A 19517-nucleotide genomic window follows, 5' to 3' on the forward strand; every position below is an offset into this window, starting at 1 on the left:
TTCTACCCCCTGATCAGGCTCAATACCTCCGCGCGGGAGGCGGCATTGCGTTTGAATCCGCCGCGCACGGCCGATGTCGTCGTGGTCGCGCCCGGCTTGCGGATGCCCCGCATCGCCATGCACAGGTGCTCGCATTCGATCACGACAATCACAGATTGCGCATGAAGCTTATCGACGAGCGCATCCGCGATCTGACTCGTCAACCTTTCCTGCACCTGCGGCCGCTTGGCGTACATATCCGCCAGCCGCGCTAGCTTGGACAGACCGGTAACGTGGCCGTCCTCACCGGGGATATACCCGATGTGCGCCACCCCGTAGAAGGGCACGAGGTGGTGTTCGCAGGTGGAGTAGATCGGTACGTCTCGCACCAGCACGAGCTCTTCGTGGTTTTCCGCGAAGGTCTTCTCCAGCACCGTCGTCGGGTCCGTGTGCAGGCCCGCGAAGACTTCCTCGTAGGCCCGCGCAACACGCGCCGGGGTGTCCAGCAGTCCCTCCCGATCCGGGTTCTCCCCTACCGCCAAGAGCAGTTCGCGCACGGCGGCTTCCGCGCGCTCGCGGTCGAATGTCGGACGGTCGCTAGCGGTCTCACTCATGCTCGGGCCTCCTGTGTCGCGCGTCGTGATCGGCATCCGGGCGCGGGAGCTGTTCCGTCGGTTCGGATCCCTCTCGCAGTGTCGGTTCCGCGACACCGGCCGCATCCGCGCGCGGTGCCTGCTCACCTGAATCCTGCTGGCCCGTCACCTTCTCGCCGGACTTTTTCATGTCCTCGGCACGGTCGTCCCAAACATGGTCCGGCTGCTCGTTTTCCGGCAGGCGGAAACCGATCACCTCGGTCGGTGGTGCCTGCTGCGGGGCTGGCTGCTGCGCCGGGTTCACCGGGTACTGCGCCTGGCCCGGATGCTGGTTCGGGTGCTGCGGGTGCGGCTGTGGCTGCGGCTGCGCGGGCTGCTGCTGGATGTGACCGTCGCCGGTAAAGGACCAGTCGGCGGGCGGCTGAGGGCCGTCGTAACGCGGCTGGTTCTGGCCCTGCACCTGCGGCGGAACCTGCGCGGGCGGAACAGGCTGGCCTGGCTGCCAGCGGGTGGAGCCGTTGGCGGGGGCGCCGGGCTGGTCCTGCGGCATCCAGCGCTGGTTCAGTTCGGCCTCGCGCTGGGCCTGGCGGCGGGCGCGGGCCTGCTGGGATGCCTCGAGCAGGGAGAATTTCTTCGGCGGTTCTTCGCCGCGTTCCTCGGCCAACTCGACCGGGGTCTTGACGGGTTCGCGGTTGGCTTGGCGGGGGAAGCGGGCGTCGACAAGCTCAAGGCCGGAGCCGGCCGGTTCGATGCCGTCGAAGATCGCCTCGAGGTCGCCGCGGCGCAGCGTCTCCTTCTCCAGCAGCTTGGAGGCGAGTGTGTCGAGGTAGTCGCGATTTTCGGCGAGGATGGAGTAGGCGCGCTGGTGGGCGACGTCGATAAGCTCATGCACCTCGCGGTCGATCGTCTCGGCGACAGCGGGCGAATAGTCGAGGCTGCCGCCGCCCATTGCGCGCGCGAACGGGTCGCCGTCCTCGTCGCCGTACTTGACGGTGCCGAGCACGGAACTCATGCCGTATTCCATGACCATGCCGCGCGCGATCTTGGTGGCCTGCTCGATGTCGGCGGATGCGCCCGTGGTGGGCTCGCCGAAGACGAGTTCCTCGGCCGCGCGGCCGCCCATGGCGAAGACGAGGCGGGCGAAGAGCTCGTCGCGGTTGTACATGCCCTTGTCGTCCTCGGCGGCGGTCATGGCGTGGCCGCCGGTGCGCCCGCGCGCGAGGATGGTGACCTTGTACACGCGCTCGATGTCTTTGAGCGCCCACGCGGCGAGCGTGTGGCCGCCCTCGTGGTACGCAGTGACCTTCTTCTCCTTTTCGGAGATGATCTTCGACGAGCGGCGCGGGCCGCCGATGACGCGGTCGGACGCTTCCTCGAGCGCATCGGCCGTGATCACGTTGCCGCCGATGCGGGCGGTGAGCAGCGCAGCCTCGTTGAGCACGTTCGCGAGATCCGCGCCCGACATGCCGGCGGTGCGCTTGGCCAGCGACTTCAGGTCGACATCGGGGCCCAACGGCTTGCCCTTGGCGTGCACGTTGAGGATCATCTCGCGGCCGGCGAGATCCGGGTTGGTCACCGGGATCTGACGGTCGAAACGGCCCGGGCGCAAAAGCGCCGGGTCCAGAATGTCCGGGCGGTTGGTCGCGGCAATGAGGATGACGCCCTCGCGGTCGCCAAAGCCGTCCATCTCCACGAGCAGCTGGTTGAGGGTCTGCTCGCGCTCGTCGTGACCGCCGCCGGTGCCGGAGCCGCGCTGACGGCCGACCGCGTCGATCTCGTCGACGAAGATGATGCACGGGCTGTTCTCGCGCGCCTGCTTGAACAGGTCGCGGACGCGGGATGCACCCACACCGACGAACATCTCCACAAAGTCGGAGCCCGAGATGGAGTAGAACGGCACACCTGCCTCGCCGGCCACGGCGCGGGCGAGCAAGGTCTTACCGGTGCCCGGCGGGCCGTAAAGCAGCACGCCGCGCGGAATCTTCGCGCCCAGCTGCTCGTAGATCTCCGGGTCCTGCAAGAAATCCTTGATCTCCTGCAGCTCGTCGACTGCTTCGTCGGCGCCGGCGACATCCGCGAATGTATTCGTCGGCATGTCCTTGGTCAGCTTCTTCGCCCGCGACCCGCCGATGCCGAACATGCCGCCACCGGACTGCATGCGGGACATGAAGAAGAAGATCAGGCCGAAGACCAACAGCATCGGCAGCATGAAGCCCAGCATGGACAGCAGGAAGGACTCCTGCGTCACGTTCGTGGTGTACTTATCTGCTTCCGCGCCTTTGACCGCGTTGAAAATGTCCGGAGTGGTGCGTGCCGGGTACTGCGCCTGGATCTCTTCGATCCCTTCGCGTTCCTCGACGGTGATCGGCTCGCGCAGTGTGAGGCGGACGCGCTGCTCGCGGTCGTCGATCTGCGCTTCTTCGACATTCTTGTCGGCGAGCTGTTGCAGGGCGACCGAGGTATCCACCTCGGCGAAATTGCGCGAATCATCGCCGATCAGCGTGAGCAGGTACAGCAGAATCAGCAGGACGGCACCGATGATGCCGTAGCGCGCGACAGTCTTGTTATTCATCTAGTCCTGTAATGGGTGATTAGCCGGAAGTTGTAGTTCTTACAGCCTACTCACCGTGGCAAGTTGCGCCCCAGCGGCGGGGCGCATCCTAACCGCGCGGCCTAGATTTCGACGGTTTCCGGCCCCTCGTCGCGCGACGGCACCGGTTGCCCCTCACCGACATCGGAATACACCCGCGGGTGCAGCGTGCCCACGTACGGCAGGTCGCGATAGCGCTCGGCGTAGTCGAGGCCGTAGCCGATGACGAACTCGTTGGGGATGTCGAAGCCCACGTCGAGCAGGTCGATCTTCGCCGTCTGCACCTCCGGCTTGCGCAGCAGCGTGATCACATTCAGGCTCTTCGGCTGGCGGCCGGACAGGTTCTTCAGCAGCCACGACAGCGTCAGACCCGAGTCGATGATGTCCTCCACGACGAGCACGTCGCGGCCGGAGATCTCCTTGTCCAGGTCCTTCATAATGCGCACGACGCCGGAGCTCGTCGTCGAGTTGCCGTAGCTGGACACCGCCATGAACTCGACCTCGGACGGGATGGACAGCGCACGCGCGAAGTCCGTGAGGAAGTACACCGCGCCCTTGAGCACGCACACGAGGATGAGGTCGTCGCCCGCGTCGCGGTAGAGCTCGGAGACTTTGTCCGCCATCTCCTGGATGCGGTCTTTCAGCTCGTCCTCCGGGATGAGGATCGCTTCCACGTCATCGCCGTAGCGGTGCGCGGGGACATCGAAATCTTTGCTTTCGCTCAGCCTCGTTCCTTCAGCCATACCGCTATCTTGCCAGAAGATCGCTTATCGACGACTCCCCCGCCCCCTCATTTCTCACCCCAATCCAAGGTGCAGTCGAAGCGTTTCGTCCATCTCTCTCAAAAGATCCGGCGGGACGATGCCCAGGTGCGGCCCAATCCGGCTCACATCGACAGCACGAATCTGCTCCGACTGAGCTTTTGAATCCCTGTTCAAGCCAGTTCGGTCCTTCGGCAACAGAGTTTGAAAAAGATAGACCTTTTCCGTGTTGCTGGTGAGCGGCACAACGGCCACTACACCTCTGTTCAATACAGCTACTTGGCGCACGGCTTGATCGTTACTGACAATGACAGCTGGTCGCCGTTTTTTCGCCTCGGCCCCAACCACCGGATCTAGCTCGACAAGCCGAATTTCACCACGTCTCATCGCCATCAATCCCGTCGCCGCTGAACCGTTCCCAGAATTCCTGACCCTCACTGCCTTCCCATTCAGAGAAAGCCTGCTCGTATTGCCACGCAAGCTCTTCTTTGCGCAGCGCATCAATAGCCTTTCGTATGGCTGCCGACCTCGTCCCCAGACTGTGGTCGCTCGCGTACTTATCGAGAAAGTCCAGGTCTTTCTCCTCGACGCTGATACTAATTTTCATACCTCCAATGCTACCGAAGCCGCTTATTCTTACTACTACTTAAACTTCTCCACACGTCAGAAGGTTCCGAGCCCGCTTGAAACTTCCCCTACCCCCGAATTAAAGGAGCCTTGGCATAAGCTGTAACAAAACTGAATGGTCGAGAGTTTATATGTGTGGAAGTTCCTCTCCCTCCACCCTTCGATAGAAAGAAGCCCCATGCGTCACCGCCTCCTCACGGCCGCCGTCGCGGCCTCGCTTGCACTGTCCCTCGCCCCCGCTGTCGCCGACGCCGCACCCTCTCCGCTCACCGGTGTTGAGCTGAACACCACGGTTGCAAACTCCGTCGCCGTCGATGCCACCTTCGACTACGGTGCCGCCCGCGAAACGGGTCTGCCGGCCCTGAGGAAGCTGCGCGGCCAGATATGGGATCTCAACCCGTATTTCAACGACTCTTCGCAGCCCGGCTCCACACGCCTGCAGGACGTCGCACGTCAGCACGGCCTTGAGACTAAAGGGGCGTACGTCAACGCCGTTGCCATCGACGACGGCCTGACCCGCATCGCCATCCAGCGCGCCGGCGAACAGTACGGGGAATTGAACCACCAGCGCCCGGACGGATCGCTTCTCTGGGGCGCAAAGGTGGACGGCCAGCAGACCTGGGCGGAGTCCTTGGGCGGAGGAGCCTCCCTGGAGTATTCCATCATGCAGGGCTGGGGCCACGGCGAACTAGCTAAATTGAATAGCAACCGCGGAGCATACGCTCCCGGCAACGGCCACCTTCACATGATGATCAACCCGAAGAACAAGTACTACGGCTTCGGCGAGGTCTTCCTCCCCGGCACAAAGTGGGGTACCTACACGGCTGCGGCCACGAGCGAGACCCCGGGCAACAGCGCACCCATGGCCACGGGCATGCAGCGTGCATGGCTCTACCGCCCCGCCAAACCGGGTGAAAATCCGACCGGCGTGAAGCAGGGCACTCCGGGTCCGGTGAAGAAGGTTCCGGGTGATTCGGCAGGTATCAGCACTGGACTCGGTGGCTCCAGCGAGGACATCAACAACATCATCGGAATCGTCTTCGGCATTCTCAGCCTGCTCGGCGTGGTGGCGAGCATCGCACGTCAGCTGGGCCTGATCTAGGCTTCCAGCACCTGAAGGAGCGCGGCACCCCCGCGCTCCTTTTCCCGTGCAAGCGTGAGCCTGACGCCCCGTTCTCTCTTGTTTCAACGAGAGCTGTGGTCTCGCCGTTACCCCTCAGTCCCAATGCGAGCTCTATCGATCCTTTCGATCAACTCCCGCCCCCACACGAGCGCCTCTTCGAAATCGCGCACTCCCGCAGCCTCGTCCAATTCATTCTTTGCTTTGTCGTACTTTTCTGCCCAATTTTCGCCAGCCACAAGAACCGGGGGCCACGCATGGGCATTCCGAAAAGCAAAGATCCGACGGCACAGCTCGTTGACCCAGCCTAGATTTGCGCAGTCCTCCGCCATGAGCAATTGAAGATCGATGAGATCGTGACTCCTGTCTGCTCCAGGCAAAGTCAGAGCGTGTATTTTCTGCGCGATCTGATACTCGACAACGACAAGGGGAATCGGCCGCGGAGTCGGCAGCCCAACAGCTGTCACATAATCCGCAAGATCTGCAGACAATTCCTCCACATACTCGTCCGCAATGCCGATTTCATTGTGCGCTAGATCAATCTGCACTGATCGCCAAAGCTCGCCTTTGTAAGACAAGCTGACTTTCAGTCTTTTTGCCACGTATTGCTCGGGTACATCCTTCGGCTGAGGCGACTTCTTTTCCTTTAGCACGCCCGTGAATCCGGACCACCCAGCAGCTAACCTCTCCTCAAACTCTTCGAGGTAACTTTCCTCAGAGTTCCGTCTGGCTGCGTCGAGATCCTTTGTTGTTCGCACGCCGGGCCCATAGCGAAAGATCATCCCACCGCCGCCTTTCACAACACCCGGAGGAAGCATTTGCGCAACCACAGTCATGGCGATGAAGAAAGATTGACGTGCTGAAGCTTTTTCATCCGTACGGTTTAGATTTCGCACCCGTTGTTCTAGCGATGCTTTGTTGCTAGGCGGGTTCTCGTACTTCTTCACACCTTTAGACATGAGCAAATTCCTCAAGAAGCGCGTTATGCTCTCTACGTAGAAGATAGCCGTTTTCCCGGGCATCAAAGATTGCTTCTTCAACGCGCTCGCGCATTAATCCGGGCGCGGAAAGTCTGATCGCCTGGGCCACCGACTGACAGAGCAAGCCGTGGTACAAGCGCGGCTCGTCGCCAGGCTGGGCTTTAATCACGTCCAGCACAGCTGGAAACTCACGCTGGTGACGGCGAGGGGAAGCAATAGTGACTTTCTGCGGATTCACGTCAGCCAACTCAAGCAGGGCCAACACGGAGTCTCCCGCCAAGTACGCCCCCTCCCCAACCATGAGCAACAGCTCCCTGAGCTGATCATGCTCTCCTGCCGGGAAAAACGGGTCCCTATAGACGCCACGCGCGATTTTCACGAAGGCCCCCCGGCTTGCAAGCTTCCTTAATTCGACTTTCGGCACTCCATAGTGCTCAGCCAGTTCCGGTGTGAGGTAACCGTGATTCTCCCCGGCTGCGTAACGCAGCGCTTCGCGGTATGTACCAGAGCCATCTCTCCACATACTTAAACCGTACCATTTTCAGTACGGTTTAAGCCTCGGCGTTCACGAATGATCGCCCGAAATCGATCCAGAAAAGTACCTGCTCCGCACCCCTGCTCTAGGTCAGCGTGAGCCTACCGTCGATGCGGGCAACGCTGTGGCCACCGCCGATCGTCACCGGGCCCTGGCCGTGCCAGTCGGTGCAGAGGCGCTCAATATCCGCGAGCTGGGAGCCGGTGGCACTCTGCCCTTCACTGCGCAGCCAGGCGAGAATCCGGCGCTGGCGGACAGGTGCGGGATCGGCGGCTAAGACCGCGCAGTCGTTAGTCGGACTCAGGTCAGCTAATGACGCGAGGAGAGCCTGATCTGCGGCGACGCGCTCAGCAGCGCGGGCGAGCGCGGGCACGGCATCGCCGCCGATGAGATCACTCAGCCCCGGAATGACTGACGTGCGCACGGCAACGCGGCGGTAGGCGGGATCATCATTCATCGGGTCGTGCCAGGGGTCCAGGCCGAGCTCGTCGCAGGCGCCGACGGTATCTGCGCGGCGGACGGACAGAAAGGGTCGGACGAGGCGCGGGCCGGCGTCTAAGGCAGAGACCGGCGCCATGCCGGCGGGGTTGCCGCGCAAGGCACCGAGCAGGAGTGTTTCGGCCTGGTCGTCGAGGGTGTGGGCGACCCAGATATCGCGGCTGTCATCGCTGGCGGCGCCTGAAAGCGCGGCGTAGCGGGCAGTGCGCGCAGCGGCCTCGACGCTCTCACCCGGCGCGGCGCCGACGGACACGCGGACGATATCGACAGGAACGCCGAGACTAGAAGCGTGGGCGACAGCGCGGGCGGCCACATCAGCTGAGCCCGGCTGCAGACCGTGGTCAACAACGAGAGCGCGGACGTCTTTGCCCTCAGCGGCAGCTGCGGCGACGAGAGCCAGTGAGTCGGGGCCGCCGGAGAGTCCGATGAGGGCGGGGGAAGTGAAGGGGCGGACGGCGCGTCGACAAGCGAGAAAATGCGGTGACTGGCGCGGCCAGAACGGAGCGTGCGACATGGGCACTAGTACTGGCGGAGCGTCGACGTGAATTCGTCCATGAGGCGGCGCGCGGTGAGGATATCGCTGTCGTTGCTGATCATGGCGAAGGTGTAGACGTTGCCGACCTCGGACGTGACCGTGCCGACGAGCGCCGACGTCCCCGTCAGCGTGCCCGTCTTCGCGCGGACCCAGGCCTTGCCGGGGAGATCACCGTATCGGTCATAAAGCGTGCCGTCGCCGCCCGCGATCGCCAGCGTGGGCAGCAGGTCGCGGAGCTCGTCGGTGGAGGTGGCGCGGAGCATGATGTCGTCGAGAAGGCGCGGCGGGATGAGGTCGAAGCGCGACAGCCCGCTGCTGTCCGCCAATGTCACTCCGCTGATGTCGAAGCCGTGCTCGGTGAGCGTATCCAGCGTGGACTGCGGCGATGTGCCGCCGCGGGCGCGCGCGACCTCACGGCCGATGGCTTCCGCCATGACATTGTCAGATTCCTTGACCATCTCGCGCATACGCTCGGTCAGCGGTGGCGACTCGACGCTGGCAACGACCTCGCCGTCTTCCGGCGCGGGCCCGAAACCGACGGTCTGCGCACCGACCTTGTCTGCGAGTGCCTGCGCCACGTCCAACGCCGGGGTGTGCGAACGCGGCACATCGCCGCTGGGCTCACCGCCGAGACGCGCGCCGTTGATCATCGCGGGTTCCATGGGGGCGATGAACCCGCCGTCAATATCCAGCGGATCCCAGCCCGGCATCTGGGTCTCTTCAGGCCACACCGACGTGTCGATGTGCACGGCGGAGGCATCGCCGACTTGGGCGGCGAGGTCGTCGATAAGCGACGGCGTCAGCCACACATCCCCCGCGGCTTTGATGGTCACCGCGTCGCCTTTTCGCACGACCTCGGTTTTCAGCGTCGCGTCCGGCTCGAGCGTGTACAGCGCGGCCGCCGCGGTGAGCAACTTCGTCGAACTCGCCGGCTGCAACGGATCGCCCGCTGCCTGCTCGAAGACCGTCGCCCCCGTCGTGCCGTTGCTCACCCGCACGTGCAATTTCCCGAACGCCGGATTCGCCGCCTGCGCCCCGAGCGCTTCTTTCAGCTTCGCTTCGTCGATCGGTTCCGCCGACGCCGGCTCCACCGCCAGCGGTTCCGGCTCCTCCATCGCGTACGCCGGCGCATGGTTCAGCTCACCCAGCTCTTTTTGCACCATCACGCCGGTGCCCGCGGCACCCGCGACAGCCACTACCGCCACGGCGCCCACGGCCCACGTCCACACTCGTTTACTCATCAGGGTTAAGGGTACCTTGGGCGATTCAAGACACCTTCGCCAACGAGCCACAATCGGCAATCAGGAATAATGATCAATCATTGTTTCTGATCGTGCCTGGTCACCGTTTCGGAGAACTCCATCAAGGAAATCAGCGGGGATAATGGTGGCAGAGAGAGGAGGGACGACGATGACTTCGAAAATGACCAAGGAAGATAGACGACGGGAGTGGGCCAAACTTGCGGTCAAAGCTAGCGAGCAGACTGGCGAGCCACTTCCACAAAACTTTTACGAGCGCACTGGGATTCGACCTCCCAAGAGCGAATCTTTTCTCGCATACGTCAAGCGGACACCTCGCAAAAGAATATCTCGCACGGGAAACACCGCTAAGCTCCCCGGGCACCGGCAATCAGACTGCGTACATCCCGGACTCGGATGACCGCGTCATCGGCAACCGTCTCGGCAACCCCCGCTTCGATGAAGCGTCGGAGCACGACGCCGGTAGCCACGTTTTCCTCGCGCGCAATCTCGCGCACCGCCTCCAGCACCGCCGTGGGCAGACGCACAGTGAAAGCACTCATCGCGTCCGCACCTGACCGGTCACCGAAATCTGCCGGCGTCGCACGCTCGACAAACTCTGAGGTGTCGGTGTTGTCGTAGAAATCGCGCAACTTCGAAACATCCTCGCTGTGCATAGCTGTTCGCTTCCCCCTATATTCTCGCCTTGAATGTGCGGGCTTCTTTCACCGTCATATCCCACGACGTGACGACAAATTTTCGTCCGTCCTCCGAATCGGTCCATTTCAGTTCAACATTCTTCACATCCCCGCCCCCTTGTGTACGTATCGTACACGCCTCCCCGGTGTTGGACCCCCTCCGCCCGGCTGCTTGCTCCACCCCCGGTTAGTCGCGTTTGGAACCGCCTTGCAAAACCGCAGGTGAAATGTTGCACATGTTTGAAGTGTCCTGGGTTTAGTTCCGATCATTTCTAGAGAAGGATTGGAATCATGCCAAGGAAGTACAGTGACGAGTTCAAGGCCAAGGCAGTGCGTTTGGCTGAGGACCTCGTTGAGCTCGAAGGGTGCTCGAAATGGGGTGCAGCCGTAGAGATCGGTGAAAAGCTCGGCATTCCAGCGCACACGCTTAACGATTGGTTGAAGCCGAATATGGTCTCGTCCGATGTTGAGGTTGGCGCCGGCGAGTCAACGGCTGACGAGCTGAAGCGGCTCCGGAAAGAGATTAAGGAGCTACGCAGGGCTAATGAGATCTTGAAAACCGCGTCAGCTTTTTTCGCGGCGGAACTCGACCGTCCCACCAGAAGATGATCGAATACATCGATGCGTATCGCGATCGCTTCGGGGTCGAGGCTATCTGTCGCACATTGAAAGAGACAGAATGTGGGTTCATCACCTCTCGTGGCTACCGAGCAGCGAAAACACGCGCGCCGTCGGCGAGGAGTTTGTCGGATGCGCTGCTCATTCCTGAATTGGTGAGGGTCTACGAGGACAACTTCAGCGTCTACGGGGTCCGCAAGATGTGGAAGGCTATGCAGCGCGCCGGCTGGAACATCGGTCGTGATCAGACCGCACGTATGATGAAGCAAGCTGGTATTCACGGCCGCAGGCGTGGCCGCACACCGATGACAACGCTTCGGGCCAACGTGCCGGATTGCCGCCCTGACCTGGTCAACCGTGACTTCACTGCCCCCGCGCCGCACCGGTTGTGGGTCGCTGACATCACCTATGTGCGCACCTTGTCTGGTTTTGCCTACACCGCGTTTATCACCGATGTGTACTCCAGGAAGATCGTCGGTGTGGCGACTCGGGCGAGCATGCGTACCGATGAACTGCCGTTAGAGGCCTTTGAGCACGCCCTGTATCACGCTGGTGATCTTCGTTCAGAAGGGCTTGTCCACCACAGTGACCGCGGCTCGCAGTATGTGTCGATCCGTTACGGTGAAGCGCTCGCCCAGGCGGGTATCGATCCGTCTGTCGGCACCGTTGGCGACTCCTATGACAACGCGTTGGCTGAAACGGTCAACGGGCTCTACAAAACAGAGCTGATTTATCCCCACCGGCCGTGGGCATCGGTCGGTGAAGTCGAGATCGCCACCCTTCGCTGGGTGCATTGGTGGAACAACCAGCGACTTCATCAATCCCTGGGATATATCACTCCACAGGAGATGGAGGACGCCTACTATCAACGATCAGGCGCTCAAACGCTGGGCGTTAAATAAGCGGAACGAAAACCAGGACGCTTCAGTTTCTGGTGGGATTCGAAATTCAAACGGGACTAACCGGACCAAGCGGGCAGACCCGAAACCACCCCGCAACCCCCAGAAACCGCCCCGAAACCCCAGGCGAACCCACCGCCCCAGCCCGCAGGCTACGATGGTGCCCAGACTGACACCGCTACAGAAAAGGAGCGCCACATGGCTATTGAGGTCATCATTGAGATCCCGAAGGGTTCCCGCAACAAGTACGAGGTCGACCACGAGTCCGGCCGCGTCTTCCTGGACCGTTACCTGTTCACGCCGATGGCGTACCCGGCGGATTACGGCTTCATCGACAACACGCTCGCTGACGATGGCGACCCGCTGGACGCCCTCGTGATCACCCCGGAGCCGGTCTTCCCGGGCGTGACGGTCATTGCTCGCCCGATCGGAGTGTTCAAGATGACCGATGAGGCCGGCGGCGACGACAAGCTCCTCTGCGTCCTCGATGACGTCCGCTACGAGTCCTACCAGGACATCGACGATGTTTCCGACTTCGTCAAAGACGAGATCGAGCACTTCTTCGTCCACTACAAGGACCTCGAGCCCAACAAGGAAGTCTCCGGTTCGGGCTGGGGCGACAAGGCCGAGGCCGAGAAGATCCTCGAGGACTCCCTGAAGAACTTCAACGCCCAGGGCGAGGAGAACTCCCGCGAGAACCTCGAAGAGACCAAGGACGCCAAGACCGAGAACTAAAGCTTTCCCGCTTATCGACGACGCCCCGCGCGCACCCTCAACCACCGGTGCGCCCCGGGGCGTTGCTGTGCGTGCAGCACTAGATCACTACCCGGCGCTGCACTCCGCACAAAGCAAAACCGGGCCCCACGGTTTACCCGTGAACACCCGGTTTCAGTCGAACGTCTAGACGCGTCGGCGGTTATTGGCCATTAGCGCACCAGCCGCCGCGATCAACAGCCCTATCGCCGTGGTTACGCCCACGCCGCGGCCGCCGGTCTTGGGGAGGTCGCCTTGGAGGACGTTGGCTACGCTCATGGTGACCTTGTTTCCAACGATGTCGATGCCAGCTACCTCGACTGGTGTATTGGCGGACCAAGTCTTTTTCTCCTCGTCGTAAAACTCTAAAGAGTACTTCGGGCCCTGCTCTGCCTTCACACGGAAAACAACCGGTGCGAGCAGCAATCTGTATCGACGTCCGTCCGCGCCTAGCGGTGACCTAGTTTCGTAGAGACGGTACGGAGTTCCTGGCTCGAGCTGCTTGACTGGCTTGTACGTGCCCTTCGCATTCCCAGTCCCTTCAGCTAGCTGAATAACCTTTTTATTGTTTTCCCATGTACCGCGGTCAAGGTCATTTTCTCCCGCAGGAGCAACCTCGCCCGTTTCTGACCCCACGTTGAAAAGAACGAATTCGGCGCCGGTCAGTGGAGTCTTTCCACCGGAGGCGTCGACCTTATTGATCCCGAAATCAAGAGGACAACCCGCTTCCGAACTGTTGTCGCCAGGGTTTCCCTCTTCGTCATTGTTGATCAACTCCACGCCGTTTGAAGCACACCCTTGTGCCGCAAATTGCCTATTTGGATCAAATGCGTTGGGCGTGTAAGCCTTCGCTCGCCAGTACGTGGTCAGGGTCGAGTTGGCCGGCATCACCGGCATACCAATCTGAAAAACAGAGCCATTGTCATTTCTGCTGTAATTCTTTGGGTTATAAATCTCCTGGCTTTGTCCCGGTGAGGCAGATGTTCCCACCAGCTGGAAAGAGTCAGGATCATAGGTGGCGGGCAAGTACTCTCGGAGCGTGCTACCGGAGTTGAACGAGTTGCCGTTTTTCATCACGACTTTCCAATAAGTGGAATATTCGTTGAAGTCTCGCAATTGGCTCAGCTGCGCCCAATCCGGATCGTCCGGGGTGATCGTTTTCTTTGTGATCTTCAAGTCGCTCTTCGGCACCGGATTTCGGAGACCGTCACTTGCCGCGTCAGTATTGTAAGAAAATGGCGCTTTGGGTAGGAGCTGCTCTACCCTGATGACCGGGTTGTCGGGATTAACGATGCTGATTTGCACCGTAGAGTAGCCTGCACTCGATTGGCCGCCAACACCGAAGCCTAAGTTTCCGTTTCCGTAGGTCCATGCTTTACCCCAGGTTGTCTGCTGTTCAAGCTTCTGGCCATTGACTGCGGTAGCTCTTGCGCCTTTGATGATGTAATAAGCAGTTTCACCCGTCTCGAGATTGATTCTCTCCATGACGATATCCTTCGCGCCATCCAATTTCCACGCTGGGTCGAAAGCGTATTTACTGACCAATCCCCATGCGTATTTCTCATCGGCGCGGATCTGCGCGTAGTCTTCGGAGCGCGCCAACGTCGGGCTTCCATTGAATGTCATCTTCTCAATGCTCGGAAGACCCGTCTGGAAACCGGCCGATCCAGGCAGAGGGATTTTGTACATTTGGCGGGTTCCCGACGTAGCTGAGTTAGACACGTAGAGAGTGCCGTTATGAATCACGCCGCTGTTGAGCAGATCACGATCGTTATTCCTAGTTTCCGATTCCCTTGGAAGCGTGACACCCGTCAGAGGACCGAGGTTACGAACCGATCCGTTAGTCGGATCAATTTGGAGTAGGTGCGCCGACGGATAGCAACCTGGCTGGTCCCCGCGAAACTGACTGACAGCGTAAAGCCAATTGTCGTCCGGGTTGTATGCGAGAGCATTGTATATCCAGTTACTTTTGCCCAATTGTCGAAAAGATCCCAAACCTTGATCTTGGAGATTCAGAACTGTGCGAACCATCTTCCCACGATCACCGGTGCCGCCAGATGCGTCTTCAGAGGTGGAAACAAATTTTCGGGTGCCACTAGCTTTTTCGGCCTCAGAAATCTCACGCGGTGGCAAAGGCGTCTGAATCGCGCTTTCGCTACCGCACCCAGGCTTCGTCTCACCCGTTCTGCCCCACAATTGGACTTGGTAGGTACCATTCGGCGGACCTTGTGGGTTGAGAATAATGGTGTCTCCGCCTTTGAAATACAGATCCGTGGTTGTCGGCACGAGCTGAAATTCCGTGTTGTTGGAGACATTGTGGGGCGCACCGTTGTTTCCCCACGTGTATTCATTCAATTCTTCGATCTTTCGGTCGACTACAGTCTTGCCGTTGCGAATGACTCGCACTCGTACAGGCCCGGTAATCGGTCTCGTATTCGACGAATTTTGGTCTTTTTTGATTGCGAATCGAGTCATCTGCCAATCGCCAGACTCGTTCACCGTGAACTTGAGTTCGGGGTTGTTGTTGACAGTGGTCAGGGATGGTTTTGAAACGTTGAGTTCCTGGTCCTTCCAGCCCGGAAGCTCATAAATGTCCCCAGGCGGGGCCGCGCGGACCGTCCCCACACCATCAGGGTCCACGGTCGCCCCGGCGTTCTCCGTCTTGCCAAAGCCGGATGCGGAGAGCTCCCGAGCGGTCGGTACCTCGCCGCTTTCGGCGACGTCGTAGTCAGCGGACTTAGTAGTACGAACGTCGTATTCGATGTGCATGGGCGGGGTGACGTTCAACCCATCCAGGTCGACGGCGATATAACCGCCATTTTCATCGTTGACAAACCCGTAGTTTTGCGGATCGAGAACCTTGCCGTCAGCAACGATCTTGATGATCTCCTCAATAGTGCCGCCACCAGTCCGCTTCAGCGCAATGATGTCTTCGTCCGAGGCTTTTCGGCCACTGTCCCACACATTGACGTCAGTATCGTCGACGACGATGTGGTCGACGTTACCGGAACGATCAACGGTCACCGGCTGAGAGGTCATAACCTTAGGTGTCGGTGTGACCTGCTCAGACGTTGTTTCCGTCGCAGTTACTTCAGTAGTGGTCGAGGTGGTGGTCTCCTGCGCGACAGCATCTCCTGGGTACGAGCCGAGCCCCGCAACGAGAGCAACGGACGCAACGGCAGCAGCAACACCGCGCAGCGGCCGGCGGGAGCGAGTGCTGTCGCCCCGTGTCGTCGGCTTGAAAAAGTTTCGCATTGTGTTCTCTTTCTCTATCCGTTCCGTTTACTGCGTCTGTTTTCCGTTGTTGCGTCGCGCCAGGAAGAATCCGGCGATGATCAAAAGTCCGCCCAACCCGAGCGCCCAGAGGACGTTGGCACCAGTAGATGCCAACGGTGAGCGTGAGCCCCCATCGGCCGGAGTGTCCCCCGGCGGCGGAGTGGCAGAGGTGGTCTCCGGTGGCACCGACGTTGTCGTCGGGGGCGGGTTTCCACCCGGGGGCGGAGGCGTATTGGGCGACGTCGTCGTGGTAGTCGTCGTCGACGTTGTTGATGTCGTCGGCGGTGTGTCCGGCGGTGGCACCTGATTATCCGGCTTAGTCACGATGACGTTCTCGTAATCGAATTCCTCTCCGGTCACATTGCCAAGCGGCATAATGATCAACTTGGGGCTGGACAAGTGGTAGTCGTAATCGCCGTTTGGAGCAGATTCCTCGAGGAGGTACAGCCCTGGCTTCAGGTCGGTAAATTCAGCGACGCCTTGCTTATCAGTGGTCTGTTTCGCCACTTGAGTCAGGCCGTTCTCGCGCGCTTTCTCAAGTGTGAATTCTTTCGCTTCCTTGCGCCCAGCACTGGTGGTCACGTCGACTCCGTTCACGCGTGACAGGGTGAACTCAGCGCCAGCGATAGCGGCGGGTTTCTGGCCCGCGGGGACTTCGTCGTATGGGTTCTTCTGTACCTTACGCACAGTAAGAGTCATGAGGCGTTGCGTATCGACGTCCTCCGCAGCCAACCTCGAGTCGTTGCCACTGATGACCTTTGCGTCCGCGAGACCAGCACTAAAGCTGGAGCCGAGCATCAACGATGCGGCGACCAGTGCTGCGAACCTGTAACTCTTACGCATTGTCTGCGAGCTCCTCTTCTGCTGCATCTGCTGCGTTTTCCGCCGCTTCAGCTTCCTTCTGGTCTTTCTTCCGTTCACGCAGGACCCACCAGATGAGCGCCAGGAGGATCAGCAGGGACAGGCCTCCGAGCAACCACATCCACCACTGAATCGTGGAGGTCGATTCATCGAGAACGCCTCCTTCATCCGGATCCATCGGCACGCGCTCCGCGTGAACCAGCAGGCGGTGGGTGTTGATCCCGTACGGCGTACACGTGATCAGGGTGAGAAGGTCCTTCCCCTCCTGAGCGGCCAAACTCTCGGTCTGGTCAGGAAGGACCACTTCGATGTCGTACACCTCGTACTTCATCCTCTTGCCGAAGGTGGAGATGTAGATGGCATCGCCTTCCTTGACGTCGACAAGGTCGTCGAAAAGCGTTGCTGTGGTCAGTCCTGTGTGCCCGGTAATGACGGAGTGGAAGCCCTCCCCGCCTGTCGGCAGCGCGGATCCGTACAGGTGCCCGAGCCCTTTCTGCAGGGTGTCCTCGCGCGTGCCGTGGTAAACCGGCAGGCGCACATCAATCGATGGAATCACTAGCTGCGACATTGCAGCAACACCTGAGAGATGGCTTTCGTACAGTTTGTATTCGGCGTTGTCCTCGCTGATGCGCGCAAGCCACGGGTCAAGAATCGGCCCGTCCGTGTGCGACCGGTTGTACGTGAGTGCCGCTTCGTATGCCGTGTTCACCTGCTCAGATGTCATGGCGGACAAATCATCTTCGTACTGCTTTGCTGCTTGCTCTTGGACTCGGTTGTTCACCTGCGTGGCAACGACCGGGTACATGAGCACGGCAATACCGACCAAAATGATGAGGACCGGCAGGACAACACGCTGGAACACAGACTTCTGCCGTGGCTGCGGCTGTCGCCGGTGCTTCGCTGATGCCACCGTGGTCACTGCGCGATCCTCTCGAACGTGGCCCGGTTACTTACGGGCCTACTTATTGAAAACTGGGGCGGGAATTTTACGCCTTCCCGCCGGCAGGCGTTGTCACCCAGGGCCGGTCTAGCCCCTGGTGCCCCTACCCAGCAGTGCTAGCTAGCACTGTGGAGTTATCCACTTACGCGGACTGGGAGTTGCGGCGTGCTGCGTAAGCACCGCCACCGATGATCGCGAGGCCAGCAAGGGCGACGATCAAGATACCCATGCCACCGGTGGACGGCAGCAGCGGCTTGGTGTTGACGACGGTCTCGGTCTTCTGGACCTTCTCGTAAGTAACGTCGCCGACGGTCAGGTTCTCAGTGCGGTCTGCACGAGTGAACTCAATGACGATCGGCTTGCTCAGCTTCTGGTAGCCCTCCGGCGCCTTGGTCTCGACTGCGCAGTAACGCTTGGTGACTTCTGCTACCTCAGCGTCGTCTTCGTAGTCGGTAACGTGGAGAGACTTGTTGAAGTTGACCAGACCGTCCTGACCGGAAACAACACCGGTCTCAATGGCATCGCCCTGCTTGTTGCCATCAGCATCACAGCGGAACAGGTCGAAGGTGGCGCCAGCAAGCTTCTGCTCGCCACCATCGGTCTTCAGCAGACGCAGCTTGCCGAGGTAGGTCTTAACCTCGTCCCACGGGGTTTCCTTCGGCTCATCAGTCGACTTGGAGTTCGGACCACGAACGATGGTGCGAGCGTTGTTCACAACCTCGCCGTCGCCAACCTGCTCCAGAGTTGCGGTGAGGTAGACCTTGACCTTGGCGCCCTGCTGCTTACTGATCTTCTGCAGGCCTGCTTCGGTGAACTCGACAGTCTTGGTCGTGTCAGCATCAGCCGGGCCATCGGTGATCTCGCCATCAACAACCTTGTAGTCGGAAGAAGCGTCCAGAGCAACGCCGTCAACCTCAACCTTGGTGACCTTGACGCCAGTGAGCTCGCTCTTCTTGAACGCATCCTGCACCTCAAAAGAGGTCAGAACATTGCCCTCCGGCACGACCGGGGCATTTGCGCTAATGGTGTACTCGACGGTGTCGCCCGAGTTCTTATCAGCATCCTTGACGGACTTCTCAACGGTGGTCTCGGTGTTCTTCGGGTAGACAACGACGTCATTGATGACTCCGGTGCCGTCCTTCTTGGTTACCGGGACAGTAACCAAGAAAGCCGGGCCAGGAACATAGTTGCTGCCTTCCGGAACGCCAGTCTCCGTTACGCGGTACACGCCCTCAGGGAGGTTATCGAACTTGATGGAACCGGACGCGTCGGTTTCGCCTTCCTTAGTGGCGCCACCCTGAACCGGTGTCGCCTTGGAAGCATTGTTGATGTCATCGGCGGCCGGGGTTACCTGCTCGATCTTGAACTTGAACCCAGCTGCGAGCGCCTCGCCCGGAGGTGTTGCAAGTTCGCCACCCTCGTAGTTGTCGTTCTGCTTCCATGCACCTTCACGCTTCTGGACGGTCAGCGAGAAGTTGGATCCCTGCTCATGAACAACAGGGGTCGCAGGGTCCTGCGCAAATGCATCCTGTGCAGCGAAGCCAGCAGAGCCGGCGAAAGACAGTCCCGCAGCCAGCGCAATAGCTGCGGTCTTCTTGATGGCGTTGGCCATTGGAGTTCCTTTCAAAGGGGATTGGGGCTCGAACCGCTGGGCCGAGTTGCCAATTTGAAAGGCCCTGCAGCCTGCGGATACCCCTGATTAAAGGCGCAGGTTCGATGGCAAGCAACCTGAAAATGCCTTAAAAAATTCAGTAAAACGGGAGTATTAGGAGCTGAAAGTGAAGAAATATAGGTTCACGCCCATTCTGTGCGTTCGCTGTATATACAAGCTGGGGATTTGCCCCCCCCCCCGCGAAATAGAATGTGACAAGCGCGTGATACAAAATGAGTTGTGAGTTAGATTACATTTTCGGAATGTGGGCCCAAAGCACCCCCGTTTTAGGCCCAAACACAGGCGCTCGCTCACGCGAGGACACGGTATAAATTGCTCACGGTCTGAATCGTGTGGCCAACCGT

General features: G+C 60.1%; 17 protein-coding genes. 3 read left to right on the plus strand and 14 right to left on the minus strand.

The genetic code is table 11. From position 1 onward, the window contains the following. Positions 1–2 precede the first annotated feature (2 nt). From folE to ACUY2Y_RS08275, 5 genes are all read right to left on the minus strand, one after another. Positions 3–593 (minus strand): GTP cyclohydrolase I FolE, encoded by a 591-nt coding sequence (gene folE / locus ACUY2Y_RS08255; RefSeq protein ID WP_210575984.1) that lies wholly within the window; start codon positions 591–593, stop codon positions 3–5. Beyond that, complete coding sequence (gene ftsH / locus ACUY2Y_RS08260) at positions 586–3144, minus strand: ATP-dependent zinc metalloprotease FtsH (RefSeq protein WP_448325631.1); 2559 nt, start codon at positions 3142–3144, stop codon at positions 586–588. Before ftsH ends, folE begins: the two co-directional genes overlap by 8 nt. A 101-nt stretch (positions 3145–3245) precedes the next feature. Beyond that, positions 3246–3905, minus strand: a complete 660-nt coding sequence (gene hpt / locus ACUY2Y_RS08265; RefSeq protein WP_448325633.1) for a hypoxanthine phosphoribosyltransferase — start codon at positions 3903–3905, stop codon at positions 3246–3248. 54 nt (positions 3906–3959) lie between these two features. Next, entirely contained in the window at positions 3960–4310 is a 351-nt protein-coding gene (locus ACUY2Y_RS08270; protein WP_448325635.1) for a type II toxin-antitoxin system PemK/MazF family toxin, read from the minus strand. Further along, positions 4297–4530: an antitoxin gene (locus ACUY2Y_RS08275; RefSeq protein ID WP_448325637.1), complete on the minus strand. Its 234-nt coding sequence runs from the start codon at positions 4528–4530 to the stop codon at positions 4297–4299. Before ACUY2Y_RS08275 ends, ACUY2Y_RS08270 begins: the two co-directional genes overlap by 14 nt. A gap of 198 nt (positions 4531–4728) precedes the next feature. On the opposite strand from ACUY2Y_RS08275, the gene ACUY2Y_RS08280 reads away from it, so the two are divergent. Beyond that, the gene (locus tag ACUY2Y_RS08280; protein ID WP_448325639.1) at positions 4729–5652 is read left to right on the plus strand and encodes a hypothetical protein; all 924 of its coding nucleotides are present in this window, start codon (positions 4729–4731) and stop codon (positions 5650–5652) included. Positions 5653–5759: 107 nt separating this feature from the next. On the opposite strand, the gene ACUY2Y_RS08285 is transcribed toward ACUY2Y_RS08280, so the two are convergent. The 5 genes from ACUY2Y_RS08285 to ACUY2Y_RS08305 all read right to left on the minus strand — a co-directional run bounded on the left by ACUY2Y_RS08285 (position 5760) and on the right by ACUY2Y_RS08305 (position 10133). Continuing rightward, the gene (locus ACUY2Y_RS08285; protein WP_448325641.1) at positions 5760–6629 is read right to left on the minus strand and encodes a nucleotidyl transferase AbiEii/AbiGii toxin family protein; all 870 of its coding nucleotides are present in this window, start codon (positions 6627–6629) and stop codon (positions 5760–5762) included. Next, positions 6622–7173 (minus strand): type IV toxin-antitoxin system AbiEi family antitoxin domain-containing protein, encoded by a 552-nt coding sequence (locus ACUY2Y_RS08290; protein ID WP_448325643.1) that lies wholly within the window; start codon positions 7171–7173, stop codon positions 6622–6624. Before ACUY2Y_RS08290 ends, ACUY2Y_RS08285 begins: the two co-directional genes overlap by 8 nt. A gap of 97 nt (positions 7174–7270) precedes the next feature. Continuing rightward, positions 7271–8197, minus strand: coding sequence for a tRNA lysidine(34) synthetase TilS (tilS, locus tag ACUY2Y_RS08295; protein WP_448325645.1), 927 nt, complete (start codon positions 8195–8197; stop codon positions 7271–7273). A 5-nt stretch (positions 8198–8202) separates the two neighbouring features. After that, a complete protein-coding gene (gene dacB / locus ACUY2Y_RS08300; RefSeq protein ID WP_448325647.1) occupies positions 8203–9459 on the minus strand; it encodes a D-alanyl-D-alanine carboxypeptidase/D-alanyl-D-alanine endopeptidase in 1257 nt (418 codons plus the stop codon). A gap of 365 nt (positions 9460–9824) precedes the next feature. Further along, a complete protein-coding gene (locus tag ACUY2Y_RS08305) occupies positions 9825–10133 on the minus strand; it encodes a BrnA antitoxin family protein (RefSeq protein ID WP_259797545.1) in 309 nt (102 codons plus the stop codon). Positions 10134–10445: 312 nt separating this feature from the next. Between ACUY2Y_RS08305 and ACUY2Y_RS08310 the strand changes: the two genes are divergently transcribed. Further along, a protein-coding gene (locus ACUY2Y_RS08310; protein ID WP_448325649.1) for an IS3 family transposase occupies positions 10446–11674 on the plus strand; the annotation gives its coding sequence in 2 pieces (ribosomal slippage) (positions 10446–10722 and positions 10722–11674; 1230 coding nt in all). A 195-nt stretch (positions 11675–11869) separates the two neighbouring features. Then, on the plus strand, positions 11870–12406 hold the full coding sequence (locus ACUY2Y_RS08315) for an inorganic diphosphatase (protein ID WP_448325651.1): 537 nt from the start codon (positions 11870–11872) through the stop codon (positions 12404–12406). Between the two features lie 165 nt (positions 12407–12571). Here the strand turns inward: ACUY2Y_RS08315 and ACUY2Y_RS08320 are convergent, their stop codons facing one another. From ACUY2Y_RS08320 to ACUY2Y_RS08335, 4 genes are all read right to left on the minus strand, one after another. Beyond that, entirely contained in the window at positions 12572–15679 is a 3108-nt protein-coding gene (locus ACUY2Y_RS08320; RefSeq protein WP_448325653.1) for a DUF6923 family protein, read from the minus strand. 27 nt (positions 15680–15706) lie between these two features. Beyond that, the gene (locus ACUY2Y_RS08325) at positions 15707–16543 is read right to left on the minus strand and encodes a SpaA isopeptide-forming pilin-related protein (RefSeq protein WP_448325655.1); all 837 of its coding nucleotides are present in this window, start codon (positions 16541–16543) and stop codon (positions 15707–15709) included. Beyond that, a complete protein-coding gene (locus tag ACUY2Y_RS08330) occupies positions 16536–17471 on the minus strand; it encodes a class C sortase (RefSeq protein ID WP_448325689.1) in 936 nt (311 codons plus the stop codon). The genes ACUY2Y_RS08325 and ACUY2Y_RS08330 overlap by 8 nt, the downstream gene beginning before the upstream one ends. A gap of 172 nt (positions 17472–17643) precedes the next feature. After that, positions 17644–19113, minus strand: coding sequence for a SpaH/EbpB family LPXTG-anchored major pilin (locus ACUY2Y_RS08335; RefSeq protein WP_448325656.1), 1470 nt, complete (start codon positions 19111–19113; stop codon positions 17644–17646). Between the last annotated feature and the right edge of the window lie 404 nt (positions 19114–19517).

Source organism: Corynebacterium sp. 20-84, assembly GCF_053479455.1.

Bases quoted from the DNA above. Each gene is read 5' to 3' on its own strand.
- folE (WP_210575984.1), bottom strand. From the start codon at position 593: ATGAGTGAGACCGCTAGCGACCGTCCGACATTCGACCGCGAGCGCGCG.
- ftsH (WP_448325631.1), bottom strand. From the start codon at position 3,144: ATGAATAACAAGACTGTCGCGCGCTACGGCATCATCGGTGCCGTCCTG.
- hpt (WP_448325633.1), bottom strand. From the start codon at position 3,905: ATGGCTGAAGGAACGAGGCTGAGCGAAAGCAAAGATTTCGATGTCCCC.
- ACUY2Y_RS08270 (WP_448325635.1), bottom strand. From the start codon at position 4,310: ATGAGACGTGGTGAAATTCGGCTTGTCGAGCTAGATCCGGTGGTTGGG.
- ACUY2Y_RS08275 (WP_448325637.1), bottom strand. From the start codon at position 4,530: ATGAAAATTAGTATCAGCGTCGAGGAGAAAGACCTGGACTTTCTCGAT.
- ACUY2Y_RS08280 (WP_448325639.1), top strand. From the start codon at position 4,729: ATGCGTCACCGCCTCCTCACGGCCGCCGTCGCGGCCTCGCTTGCACTG.
- ACUY2Y_RS08285 (WP_448325641.1), bottom strand. From the start codon at position 6,629: ATGTCTAAAGGTGTGAAGAAGTACGAGAACCCGCCTAGCAACAAAGCA.
- ACUY2Y_RS08290 (WP_448325643.1), bottom strand. From the start codon at position 7,173: ATGTGGAGAGATGGCTCTGGTACATACCGCGAAGCGCTGCGTTACGCA.
- tilS (WP_448325645.1), bottom strand. From the start codon at position 8,197: ATGTCGCACGCTCCGTTCTGGCCGCGCCAGTCACCGCATTTTCTCGCT.
- dacB (WP_448325647.1), bottom strand. From the start codon at position 9,459: ATGAGTAAACGAGTGTGGACGTGGGCCGTGGGCGCCGTGGCGGTAGTG.
- ACUY2Y_RS08305 (WP_259797545.1), bottom strand. From the start codon at position 10,133: ATGCACAGCGAGGATGTTTCGAAGTTGCGCGATTTCTACGACAACACC.
- ACUY2Y_RS08315 (WP_448325651.1), top strand. From the start codon at position 11,870: ATGGCTATTGAGGTCATCATTGAGATCCCGAAGGGTTCCCGCAACAAG.
- ACUY2Y_RS08320 (WP_448325653.1), bottom strand. From the start codon at position 15,679: ATGCGAAACTTTTTCAAGCCGACGACACGGGGCGACAGCACTCGCTCC.
- ACUY2Y_RS08325 (WP_448325655.1), bottom strand. From the start codon at position 16,543: ATGCGTAAGAGTTACAGGTTCGCAGCACTGGTCGCCGCATCGTTGATG.
- ACUY2Y_RS08335 (WP_448325656.1), bottom strand. From the start codon at position 19,113: ATGGCCAACGCCATCAAGAAGACCGCAGCTATTGCGCTGGCTGCGGGA.